Genomic DNA, 12,396 nt, shown 5'->3' with positions numbered 1-12,396 from the left:
TTGGAGATGGTTGAAATACCAGCGGGAGAAGTCGAATTAAGAGACGATAGAAGGAAAATTAAATGGACAGCTGAAATACGACCGTTCCTTCTTGCTCGCTATCCTGTAACTGTAGGTCAATACGATGCGATTACTGAGCAATTCCCCCCAACAAGTGATGCGGATCTTAGGCCGATTGTTAATGTTTCTTGGCATGAGGCTATATCCTTCTGTAACTTACTTTCACAGAAAGAGGGACTGAAGCCGTGTTACTCCGTCAGTTCTGATGGTGAACAAGTTAGTTGTGATTGGGAATCAAACGGATATAGACTTCCTACTGAAGCTGAATGGCAATATGCCTGTAAAGCTGAGACGACAGGTTATACGTACGGAGATATTGATAAGATTGCCTGGTTTGCAGGTAATTCAGGGGGCAACGTCCATGAAGTAGGAACAAGGGAACCGAATCCATGGGGTTTGTACGATATGTTAGGAAATGTTTGGGAATGGTGTTGGGATGTGTATGATGAAAAAGTATACGGCTCCTATCGCATTTTTCGTGGTGGAAGCTGGGCTGAAGAGGAACGGGGTTGCGGGGCAACCTGTCGTCGTCGTAGTCATCCAACATTTTGCATAGATGATCTTGGATTCCGACTTGCAAAATCTTTATAACGAAGTCAATATGTCACAGTGGATAAATAATCATACAAAATCGAAATGGAAAGGTTGTGAGTATCATGAGTCAAGCGTTGATTGCTGCCGTTGAGCGGAATGATATAGCAGAATTAGAACGACTTCTAAAACAAGGGGTCAACTTAAATGAGCGAGACAACAGAGGTAGGACGGCTATCATGGCGGCAACGCATGCCAACAATCCTAAGATCGTAAAGATTTTGATTGAAGCTGGAGCAGATATCAATTTGCAAGATGATAAGCAGGATAATCCATTTCTTTATGCTGGGGCTGAAGGACGTCTTGACATATTGAAGCTGCTTATAGAAGCTGGTGCCGACACGAAACTGACTAACCGTTACGGTGGGAATGCCCTCATACCAGCATCAGAAAAAGGTCATGTTGAAAACGTAAGCGTTTTGCTTTTAACGACAGATGTGGATGTCAACCACATTAATAACCTAGGTTGGACTGCCTTACTTGAAGTGACCATTTTGAGCAAAGGCGGACCAAAGCATCAGCAAATTACCCGACTGCTGCTAGACCATGGTGCGAATGTAAATATTGCTGATCGGGATGGTGTTACGCCACTTCAACATGCTAAGCGAAATGGCTTTACAGAAATTGAACAAATACTAAAGAATGCAGGAGCGCAATAATACGGAACAGGAACAAACGGGTATGATCAAACGGCTGCAGTCTAGAACTTTATTTCGAGTCCTAGTCGGTCGCTGTTTTTTTGTTCGCATTATTGTCTATACGTATACCTGAAAATATGTCCAATGGTTCATGAATATCGTCATGGTAACGTTTTCTCGAAAACCGTATAGTTAAATTGTGGTTAACTTAGGCGAGCGAAGGAGGGCACAGTATCCGAATTGGCAAGTGGAGAAACCTAAAGTTACAGGTATGGGGATGGAAAGCAAAAGAAAGAGCGATCTAAGGTCCATTGGCGTGGGAACTCCTTAGAATCGCTCTCGGTAGTGAGAATGAATTTCTGTTGAAATTCACAGCTCACTACAATTTTGACACAAATTCAGCTGGATAAGCAAGTGCAAATTGTGTGTTTAAAATTGAAGGGAGTTAAAACGACGATGAGAAAAATGAAAAGCTTACAGATGATGGGTGCAGCAAGTTTGTCGATGGCTTTGGTTTTGACAGGATGTTCGTCTACGAAAACGGCAGAAACTTCCCCGGCTGCGGTTTCCCCAGCAGCTACACAAGCGGCAGCGGCAACGAAAGCGCCTGAACCAGCAAAAAGTGGAGAGAAAGTTACCGTTAACTTCTGGAACCCTTTCTCAGGTAATGATGGTCCTTTTATGAAGAAAATCGTGGATAACTATAATAAATCGCAAGATAAATATACGGTAAAAATGACAATTCAACCGAATGGTGACTACTATAAGCTGCTGGATACAGCCATCGCTACGAAAAAAGGTGTACCGGATGTTGCGATCATGCATCTTGACCAAACACCGACGTACATTGCCAAGGATCAGCTGCAACCGCTCGATGCCATTGCTAAAGCTGTGGGCGTTGAGAAAAGCAACTTCCCACCAGCAACGGTGGAATACTCGACGAAGGACAATAACTGGTACAGCATTCCGCTTGATATTCATCCGTTAGTTATGTATTACAACAAAGATTTGTTTAAAGCAGCCGGTATTACGAAGGTACCAACGAATCGTCAAGAGTTCGTTGATGCAGCAGTCAAGTTAACGGATGCTTCCAAAGGTATTTGGGGAGCGGCAATGCCAACCTTCTGGATTCAGAACTTCTTGTTCCCGACGGTATTATTCCAGAACGGTGGCGATTTCCTAGACGATAAAGGCAACATTGCGTACAACTCACCTGCAGGTGTAGAAGCGGTTACCTTTATGAGAAGCTTAACAACGATGAAGGTTTCACCTCCAACTGTTGCAGCTGATGGTGATTTCAACCTGTTCCAACAAGGGAAAAGTGCGATGCACTTTAATGGTCCTTGGTCGAAGGATGCCTTCGATAAAGCGAAAATTAATTATGGTGTAGCTCCGGTTCCACAGCTTGGAACAGTCAAACAAGCCGTATTCGGCGGATCCCATAACTTCGTTATTCCAAAAGGAACAACAGATGCAGCCATTCTTGCAGGTGTTGGTGATTTCTTGAAATATGTGAATGCGAATTCCATTGATTGGGCGGAGTCAGGTCAAGCTGTAGCTTCCAAAGTCGTACGTGATAGCGCAGCTTTCCAAGCAATGACACAGCAGCAAACTGAAGTAGCGAAAGAATTTGAGTATGTTAAATTTGCACCAAAAGTGTTAAATTGGGGTCCGATTTCCGACAGTATCTGGAGCGAGCTTGCTAATGCTCTTCAAGGTAAAAAAGATCCAAAAGCTGCGCTCGATGATGCAGCAGCCAAATCGACTGCAGCCATGAAGAAGTAACCATAGCGCAACATGATGGAAAGGCGGGTACCCAGTACCCGTCTTCCCTTTTAAAGAAGAGGAGGGAATCAAGTGCCTACCCCATCACATTGGAAATCGAAGCTGACTTCAAGCTTATTTATATTACCTTACCTTATTGCTTTCTTAGCCTTTACATTGATCCCCATCATTTACGGGTTCATCATTAGCTTGAGGCAATACAACCTGCTAGATCCTGTGCATCCGTACGTGGGTTTAGACAATTACCGGAAAATCTTTACGAACGGAACCCAAGAGAATGACTTATTTTTCATCGGAATGAAAGCTACCTTGAAATTCGTCGTGTTTTCAGTTCCTTTTTTAGTCATAGTAGGACTCGGATTTGCCTTATTATTGAATGCACTTCCAGCGAAATTACGATCTCTCTTCCGATCGATCTATTTCATCCCTTATGCTGTATCCGCAACGGTCATGGCAGTTATTTGGAAGCGGATGTTCGACGTCACAGGTGGATTCATCAATCTACTCCTTGCCAAAGTTGGCATTCGTGAGTTCGATCCGGTTCCTTGGCTGCTGGATACGCCTTTCGTGTGGTTTGCACTAGTTATCGCAACACTATGGTGGACGATTGGCTTCAATATGATCATCTTCGTGAATGCCCTGAATGGTGTACCCGAGGATCTCTATGAAGCAGCCAAAATTGATGGTGCCAACGGTTGGGACAGACTGAAGAGCATAACACTTCCATTTATTAGACCAGTCTTGATTTTTGTATTGATTACGTCGACGATCGCCTCGTACAACATCTTTGCCCAGCCGAATCTGATGAGTAATGCAGGGGATGAAACGAAGGTGCTGTTGATGGGGATTTTGCAAACGGCCTACACGGCTAGAGAAATCGGTTCCGCTTCCGCAATGGCGATTCTTATGGGTTTAACGATCATGATTGTGTCTGTTATTCAATTCAAAGTCACGAGCAGGAAGGAGTAGAGGACGTTGAAATCACTTAAAATCTTTTATGTGATGCTTGCTTCCATACTTGGGCTCATTTTCATTTTACCGATATTATGGATGTTTTCCAATTCGTTCAAGACGGATGTCGAGGTTATGTCACCTGTATTCCATTTATTTCCACAAGAGTTTACATGGGATAATTTCAATACTATTTTTGTTGGTGGTGCTGTTGAGGTTCCGATTTTTCGATGGATGTTTAACTCTTTTTTCGTAGGTTTTGCTGCGACATTCCTAGTCATTATATTGGATGCGATGGCTGCCTACGCGTTAGCGAAGTTAGATATTCCTTTTAAAAGAACGCTATTCGCCATATTCGTTGGATCGATGATGGTGCCGGGCATTATTTCCTTTCTTCCTCAATATTTGAATTTCAGTAATTTCAATCTGATTAATACGTATTATGTGCTTATTTTGCCATACTCAGGTGGGGCGCTAGGTGTGTTTATGTTAATTCAATTTTTTCAATCATTTCCGAATGAGATTATAGAAGCAGCACGGATTGATGGGGCCAATAAATGGCAGGTATTTACGTCGGTATTGATGCCATCATCCATCTCTATTGTAACAACGTTAGCGATTTTCACCTTTATGGGTGTATTCAATGATTATGTATGGCCATTCTTTACTGTGACGGATCTCGAAATGCGTACATTAACGGCTGGTGTGGCGGTTATGGCGACTGGTAGTTTCGTGCAATCCTATGGCAAATTAATGGCACTTGCGACGTTATCTACGATACCGACATTGATTATTTTCCTCATTGGTCAAAGACAGTTCATTCAATCGATTACTGCAACAGGGGTCAAGCAATAGGGGCAGATATGAGATGCGAATAGGTAGAGGTGATGCTTTCCCATGCGGAAATTAAGTATAGTGTGTTTGAGTTTGATGATCCTAGCAGGGTGTACGAAGGGAGTTGCAGAGAACAAAGTGAAAGAAACTGAAATCGTCGTTTCACCATCGATAGAAACGAAAACATTCACCAATCCGATTATCGATAATGGGGCAGATCCTTGGGTCACGACCAAAGATGGTACCTACTATTACACGCATACAACCGGAAATTCCATTCGCGTATGGAAATCAAAGACACTGACAGGGTTAGCAGATGCTGAGTATAAAGACGTCTGGTTCCCGCCTACTTCAGGACCGAATACGTCGAATGTATGGGCGCCTGAATTGCATTTTATAGCTGGAAAATGGTACATCTACTATGCCGCCGATGACGGCCAGAATGAGAATCATCGTATGTTCGTGCTAGAATCCGTGTCGGACGATCCGTTAGGTGCTTACGTTGATAAAGGGATGATGGACACAGCTGGCCGCTGGGCAATTGACGGGACTACGCTGCAGAAGAAGGATGGATCGCTCTATTTCATTTGGTCGGGATGGGAAGGGGCCGTCAATGTAAGCCAGCATCTCTACATTGCGCCGATGAGCAATCCGTACACGATTAGTGGGAAGCCAGTTGAGATCTCACGTCCAACGTATGACTGGGAGCTGGTTGGCAATCCAACGATCAATGAGGGACCGCAGGTCTTGCTGCATGAGGATCGCATTCATGTGATTTATTCGGCTAGCGGCAGCTGGACCGATGACTATTGTCTTGGCATCCTGAGTACGGAGATGAGCAGTGATGTGCTTAATCCAGCTTCTTGGAAGAAGGGGGAGAAGGCTGTTTTTTCCAAAACGGATCAAGTCTTTGGACCCGGCCATAATTCATTTGCGAAATCAGTAGATGGCAAAGAGGACTGGATCGTGTACCATGCTGCGAAAACACAAGGATCAGGCTGGAATCGCAACGTGCGTATGCAGCCTTTCCAGTGGAATAAGGATGGTACGCCGAATTTCGGTACGCCGATTGCGGAGGGCGTGCCGATTCCGGTGCCTGGCGGAGAGTAGAATAGGTGCGGGAGTGTTATCGTCCCCGCGCGAGCGAGAACTCCTGTGTAAGTCGATTTTATCGACTTACAGAACTTGAAAGGCCGCAATCGCCAGCTGTAAGTCGATTTTATCGACTTACAGAGCTTGAAAGGCCGCAATCATCACCTGTAAGTCGATTTTATCGACTTACAGAACTCGAAAGGCCGCAATCATCACCTGTAAGTCGATTTTATCGACTTACAGGACTCGAAAGGCCGCAATCATCACCTGTAAGTCGATTTTATCGACTTACAGGACTCGAAAGGCCGCAATCATCACCTGTAAGTCGATTTTATCGACTTACAGAACTTGAAAGGCTGCTGTCGCCACCTGTGCGCCACGCAGGCAAGAAATCCAACTGAAAAAGAAGCTGAAATCCCCTTTCCGGGCATTTCAGCTTCTTTTTGTCTATAAATCCAAAAATATGTCCATGACTAACGGAAATAGGTCATTGGCTTGACTCAGCTTAAGTTTGTATAATGAAGGCAGAGTTGAAGGCACGGAGGGGATTCATGTGAGCGGAAGGCAACGACCAGGTTGGAAAGCGACGAAAGCAATTTGTTTTCTTCTCATTGTGAGTGCGTGCACAGTAGGATGCGATGTGCAGTCTGCCCCAACGCTAGATGAGCCTACGGCGAGTAAGCTAAGGATTACTTTTTGGACGCCGTTTAGCGGTGGGGATGGGCAGTTTATGGCGGAGCTCATTCAGCAATACAATAATGAGAATAAAGATCATGTGAAAATAGAGCAAATTAACAATAATTCAGGTGATTATTATACGAAATTGTCCACGGCCATTGTGACAGAAGAGGCACCGGATATCGCAATTGTTCACTCGGCCAAGTATTCGCAGTACGCACCTGCTGGATTCTTAACAGATTTGAATGCGCTAGCAATTGAAGCTGGCGTCCATTGGGATGATTTTAACCAGACGATTCTACAAAGTACCTTAGCTGACAATAAGCACCTGGGTATCCCGCTGGATACCCACTTGGAAGTCATGTACTACAATAAGGATTGGCTGAGGCTCGCGGGCCTTTTGGACGAGAAAGAAAAACCGATTATGGCGAGCGGTGAAGCGGGGTTTTTAGAATTTCTGGAGAAAATCCGTGCTAGTTTGCCGTCGAATGTGACGCCGCTTGCTGAACCCAATGTACGAATCGATTCATTCTGGATCTGGTACTCCTTCTATAATCAAATGAACCAGGATGGCGGACGATTCTACACCGAAGATGGAAAAGCGGCCGCGATTGACAATCCATCAGCTCTAAAATCCTTGGAATTCGTCAATTCGCTATATACGAAGAAGCTCATTTTGCCGAATATCAATGACCAGATTCAAAGCTTTGCGAAAGGCACGGCAGCAACGTTAATTTCAGGTGTGTGGGGTACAGGAACGTTCGAGCAAGCAGCAGATTTACATTTCGGAGTGACCAAAATTCCGCAAATCTACGATCATCCCGCAGCGTGGGGAGATTCTCATACCTTTTCGCTGCCGTATCATGAAAAGCCTGATAAACAAAAGCAACTCGCTGCGCTTAAATTCGCGAATTGGGTAGCTGCTCATGGGGCTAGCTGGGCAAAGGCCGGGCATATACCGGCTGTGAAGAATGCAGTCGCTTCCGAAGAGTTTCAGAAACTGAAATACCGTCCGGACTATGCCAGTGCAGCCGATGATGTGAAATATTTCCCAAATCAACCGCGGCAGGGAACGATTAACGATGAGATTGTGCGTGAGTTTGAGAAGATGATGGCAGGTCAAATCACGCCACAAGAGGTGCTGCAAAATGCGCAAAAGATCATTAACACGAATCTTCAAATCCAGCAAATTACGATTGCAAAATAAGCTGCAGTTACTCAAAGATCTGCCAATCGCGATGAAGTTGATTGCGTTGAGTGCTGTTTTTATAGCGGTACCGCTGGGTATTGCCAGTTATTTAACGTTTACGAGCTATTCGGAATCCATTCAGAAAAATACTGGGAAATATCAGATGGACGTGGTGAAAGAACTGACTGCCAATATCGATACGTACTTAAATGAGCTTAATTTGTTGACATTATTACCTTATCAATCTCCACAAATCATGAAATATTTGGAGGTTGGTGAGCAGACGAGTGCTTCTCTCTCGTTTAATGATCGTGTAACGATTGAAGATTTTGCAAAACGAGTATTTGCCAATGGACGTGTGGATATTTCTGGGCTGACGCTTTTTCGTACAAGAGGCGGGAATACGTATACCGCGATGTCAGAAGAGCAAGCCAATTACTTACCACGCGAAGTGAAGAATGAAGTCTGGTACAACAAGGTTTCACAGACGGGTAAAATGGTGTATCTCGGAACATTTAGTAAAAATGGCATGGGTATTACGAATCAAGTGTACTCTTTTGCCAGAAAAATTCGAAGTGTAGATACAGGCGCTGTTCTTGCGTATCTTGTACTTGATGTAGACAAAAATATCATTCGCAACAAAATTGAAGCGATCTCCAATGATAAGAAAAATATCATGATTGTTGATAATGAAGGTTCGATGATTTATAAAAGCATGATTAGCGGCCCCGATGCGGATCAAATCAAGCAATTCAAAGGCATGGGGACTGTCGTCTATAAACAAGATAACGATTCAGAGCTAGTTTCCTACTATACGTCACCTTTAACAGGTTGGACGATGATCGAGATGGTGCCACTTGCGGTATTGTTACAAGATACGGTTTACGTGAGAAATTATATTATTGGGATTGGTGCCGTATGTTTGCTGCTAGCGATCATCATTTTCACATTATTTGCCCTTCGGATCACGAATCCGATCAGTGATTTACGGAATCTTATGAAGAAAGTTGTCGTAGGTGATTTAGCCGTATCGATTCCGATTCATAGTCGTGATGAAATTGGTCAGCTAAGTCAATCTTTCAATATCATGGTATCCAAGCTCAGTGATCTGGGTTATCGCCTATATGAGTCGGAGATTAGGGAGAAAAATGCCCAAATATCGGCACTTCAGAGCCAAATCAATCCTCATTTTTTATATAACACATTAGGTTCTATTAGCATGTATGCTGAAATTCAAGGAAATAAAGAAGTTGTGAAAATGACAAATCATCTTAGTAAGCTTTTACGCTATAGTATTAATAGTCATCAGAGCCAAGTTCCTCTCCATATGGAAATCGAGCATGTGACGGGCTATATGGCCATTCAACAAATTCGATTTGAAGATAAAATTAAGTTCCATGTTCGCATAGAACCAGAGTTGCTGAGCTATTCGGTTATTCGTTTTATTTTACAGCCAATCGTGGAGAACGCTATTGTACATGGCATTGATAAAGGAAATGGCTATGGCATGATTAGTCTGATCGGGAAGAAGCAAGATAACCATATGTTGATCCAAATCCAAGATGACGGCGCTGGCATGAGCGCTGCGCATTTACAGAGCTTACTTGATCGGAAGTTCCAATTGACGACAACCGAAGAGGGCACGGGCGGTACAGGTTTAATGAACGTACATCGTAGAATTGCCTTGCGTTATGGGAATCAGTATGGCGTAACAATCGAGAGCAATTTGAAGCAAGGAACGACGATTACATTAACTTTACCGCTGATCGAAAGTCATCACGAAGGGAGGATTAAGGATGCCTAGTATTTTGATCGTGGACGATGAAACGATTTTCCGCAAAGGGATACGTTTGATGATTTCAGACATGCAAAGTGAGTGGACTGTCATCGATGAAGCAACGGATGGAGCAGATGCTTTAGATAAGATTGAAGCGCTGCAGCCTGACTTGATCATTACGGATATCAAAATGCCAAGGATCGACGGGATTCAGCTCCAATATATTGTAAAAGAGCGTTATCCGCATATTTCTTGTGTGGTAATGAGCGGTTATAACGATTTTCAATATGCGCGTGAATCGTTGCGATTGGGTGCTAAGGATTACCTAATGAAACCTTTTCAACGGGAAGAGCTCTATGCGTTGCTTACAAAGCTTCAGGAAGAATGGTTAACGGAAAAAAGACCGAATAAATCGAGTGGCATGGATCAACAAGTTCAGAATCAAATGCGCCAGCATGTGTTGGCGAGTCTTATCACGGGAAATGTTCACCATGGAGAGGCAGAGCTGCTAGATAATGTGGGCATTCAGCTTCCTCATGCCAATATCAGTTGCCTAATAGCCAAGCTGGATCGGGATTCGGTAACGGATGAGCGTTATTATCAGTTGAATCCATCTTTGTTTTCGATCTATATTCAGCAATTTATACAGGAGAGTCTTGATGAGAACTTCAAAGGTTACGTGTTCATTCATCACGAGACGGAAATTATTGCTTTAATAAACCATGAGAATGTTTCTTCTATCCATGCAGATATGGAACAGCTGACGAATCGGATTCGGAAGGAAATTCGGGTGCAATCCAATTTTACCCTTACCTTCGGGTTAGGTAGTCCGGCGAAAGACTTGGAATCGATTTCTAAATCCTATAAAGAGGCTGGATTAGCGCTACTTTATCGATTAGTGATTGGCGGAGATCGGTTGCTTTCCAACGAGATTGTTGCCGAGATGAAAATGGAAAAGCTCGATTGGCACGCTGCCGATTGGCATTCCTTGAATCAGTTCGTCCAGGAGGGCGACTTAGCAAATGTGCAGCAGCAAGCCAGTCTTTATGTAACAAAACTTTGTCAGCAGTGGAAGGATCCTGAGATTATACACCAACAAATTTGCAAAATGCTGCTGCATTTCTACGAGTTGGCCGTGAATTTGGCCGTTGTGAAGCAATGGCTGCAGAACACGGATGTGAAGCAGGTTTTGGTGGATATTTATTCTTATTCTTCCAGCAAAGAGTTGATAGAGCGCTGTCAGAAGCTTCTTGGTGATCTAACCGTCTGTATCGGAAACCGTCAGAAGAAGATGGTAACCAGCCCTGTCGAAATTGTGGTTCGTTACGTTGAGGAGCACTATGCGGAATCTATTACGTTAAATACGATGGCTGAGATCGTTTATCTCAGTCCGTCCTATCTCAGTTCTTTGTTCAAAATCAAACAAGGCCAATCCTTCATAGACTTCCTAACGGAGAAACGGATTGAGAAGGCGAAGTCACTTTTACTTTATTCCGATGAAAAGATTCAAGTCATCTCGGATTCTACTGGATTTACGAATATTAGACATTTCAATCGTGTGTTCAAAACGATCACGAATCGGACCCCGTCTGAGTTCCGTGAGGGGAAGAGTATTGCGGGAACAGAGCCGTTCAAGGTTAAGTAAACTTGAGCGGTTTTTTCTGTTTGTTTATTGGTATCCATACCAAATTTTCATAACTGAATAGAATAGTAGGGATACTAGAAAAGCGAAGGAGAGAAAGTAGGATGAAAAAAACACAAGCTGCAAGATTAGAAAATCAGGTGTATTCAAATCGTGTTGCAAGGTCGGAATTCGATAACAGTTGGAAGACAAGCGTGACGAGGAGTGGTTATGTTGTTTACACTGCTACTACGAATAACGCAAAGATTCTCGTTTTATTAACCACTGGCTTAAGGAAACTGATTATTTTTAATAAAGGCGGAAAAGTACTTGTCGGCTCTGGTGGGGTAAGTCATTATAGTAAACCGCATAAGGCAAAAGATTTGAATTAAGCAGGCAGAGCGCGGGAAAGAGCGGAGAACGAGGAGATAGTCGAAATAATCGACTATCTCTCCGACGCATGCGTGAGGACAGTCTGTAAAATTTTAAAAAAAGTAGTACAATTAACATAAGATGACGAATAGTAATGACCTGATTAATATAAAGCTTATTAAAATTGTGAACAAGAAAGGTGCTCTTTCATGGTAAGTAGTAGAATGAGTATTTCGGTCGATGAATTTTATGGTAAAGCCAAAAGGTGGAAGGATGAATTCGGGGAATTAAGAAGAATTATTCAGGAGTGTCAACTAAACGAAGAAGTGAAGTGGGGTTGTCCTTGTTACACGTTTCAGAATAAAAACATCGTATTGGTACATGGATTTAAAGAATATTGTGCGGTTCTGTTTTTCAAAGGGGCGTTGTTGCAGGATGCTAATGGTGTTCTCATCCAACAAACGGAGAATGTACAGGCGGGGCGCCAGATGCGATTCACGAATGTTCGTGAAATTGCAGCAATGGCATCGATTCTGAAGTCCTACATCTATGAAGCGCTTGAAGTTGAAAAAGCCGGTATCGAAGTGAATTTCAAGAAAAGTACAGCGTACAAAGTACCTGAAGAATTAGTACATAAATTTGATGAAATGCCTGCTTTGAAAACGGCTTTTGAGGCGTTGACACCTGGACGGCAAAGAGCCTACTTACTTCATTTTTCTGAACCAAAACAATCGAAAACCCGGGTTTCCAGAATTGAAAAATATGAGCAACACATTCTCGAAGGCAAGGGATTGCAAGATTAGCCTGT

At 43.3% G+C, this 12,396-nt stretch carries 12 protein-coding genes; all 12 read left to right on the top strand.

Annotated features, from left to right (window positions below; genetic code table 11):
* Positions 1–6: 6 nt before the first annotated feature.
* The 12 genes from ACSQ8O_RS27520 to ACSQ8O_RS27465 all read left to right on the top strand — a co-directional run bounded on the left by ACSQ8O_RS27520 (position 7) and on the right by ACSQ8O_RS27465 (position 12,391).
* Positions 7–651 carry a formylglycine-generating enzyme family protein gene (locus ACSQ8O_RS27520; RefSeq protein ID WP_436244279.1) on the top strand — a complete coding sequence of 215 codons (645 nt, stop codon included), beginning with the start codon at positions 7–9 and terminating at the stop codon, positions 649–651.
* A 65-nt stretch (positions 652–716) separates the two neighbouring features.
* Positions 717–1,310: an ankyrin repeat domain-containing protein gene (locus ACSQ8O_RS27515; RefSeq protein ID WP_436244278.1), complete on the top strand. Its 594-nt coding sequence runs from the start codon at positions 717–719 to the stop codon at positions 1,308–1,310.
* A 435-nt stretch (positions 1,311–1,745) separates the two neighbouring features.
* On the top strand, positions 1,746–3,074 hold the full coding sequence (locus ACSQ8O_RS27510) for an ABC transporter substrate-binding protein (protein ID WP_436244277.1): 1,329 nt from the start codon (positions 1,746–1,748) through the stop codon (positions 3,072–3,074).
* A gap of 72 nt (positions 3,075–3,146) precedes the next feature.
* On the top strand, positions 3,147–4,043 hold the full coding sequence (locus ACSQ8O_RS27505) for a carbohydrate ABC transporter permease (protein WP_436244276.1): 897 nt from the start codon (positions 3,147–3,149) through the stop codon (positions 4,041–4,043).
* A gap of 6 nt (positions 4,044–4,049) precedes the next feature.
* Positions 4,050–4,880, top strand: coding sequence for a carbohydrate ABC transporter permease (locus ACSQ8O_RS27500; RefSeq protein WP_436244275.1), 831 nt, complete (start codon positions 4,050–4,052; stop codon positions 4,878–4,880).
* Between the two features lie 42 nt (positions 4,881–4,922).
* Positions 4,923–5,969, top strand: a complete 1,047-nt coding sequence (locus ACSQ8O_RS27495; protein WP_436244274.1) for a glycoside hydrolase family 43 protein — start codon at positions 4,923–4,925, stop codon at positions 5,967–5,969.
* A 5-nt stretch (positions 5,970–5,974) separates the two neighbouring features.
* Complete coding sequence (locus ACSQ8O_RS27490) at positions 5,975–6,352, top strand: hypothetical protein (protein ID WP_436244273.1); 378 nt, start codon at positions 5,975–5,977, stop codon at positions 6,350–6,352.
* A gap of 152 nt (positions 6,353–6,504) precedes the next feature.
* Entirely contained in the window at positions 6,505–7,836 is a 1,332-nt protein-coding gene (locus ACSQ8O_RS27485) for an ABC transporter substrate-binding protein (protein ID WP_436244272.1), read from the top strand.
* Positions 7,778–9,622, top strand: coding sequence for a cache domain-containing sensor histidine kinase (locus tag ACSQ8O_RS27480; protein WP_436244271.1), 1,845 nt, complete (start codon positions 7,778–7,780; stop codon positions 9,620–9,622). Before ACSQ8O_RS27485 ends, ACSQ8O_RS27480 begins: the two co-directional genes overlap by 59 nt.
* A complete protein-coding gene (locus ACSQ8O_RS27475) occupies positions 9,615–11,240 on the top strand; it encodes a response regulator (RefSeq protein WP_436244270.1) in 1,626 nt (541 codons plus the stop codon). The genes ACSQ8O_RS27480 and ACSQ8O_RS27475 overlap by 8 nt, the downstream gene beginning before the upstream one ends.
* A 101-nt stretch (positions 11,241–11,341) precedes the next feature.
* Positions 11,342–11,608 carry a hypothetical protein gene (locus tag ACSQ8O_RS27470; protein WP_436244269.1) on the top strand — a complete coding sequence of 89 codons (267 nt, stop codon included), beginning with the start codon at positions 11,342–11,344 and terminating at the stop codon, positions 11,606–11,608.
* A 189-nt stretch (positions 11,609–11,797) separates the two neighbouring features.
* Entirely contained in the window at positions 11,798–12,391 is a 594-nt protein-coding gene (locus ACSQ8O_RS27465; protein ID WP_436244268.1) for a YdeI/OmpD-associated family protein, read from the top strand.
* The last annotated feature ends 5 nt before the right edge of the window (positions 12,392–12,396 follow it).

Origin of the sequence: Paenibacillus sp. LjRoot56 (genome assembly GCF_964253335.1) — a bacterium.
GTDB lineage: Bacteria > Bacillota > Bacilli > Paenibacillales > NBRC-103111 > Paenibacillus_E > Paenibacillus_E allorhizoplanae.
This window is presented reverse-complemented; position numbering and strand designations above follow the sequence as displayed.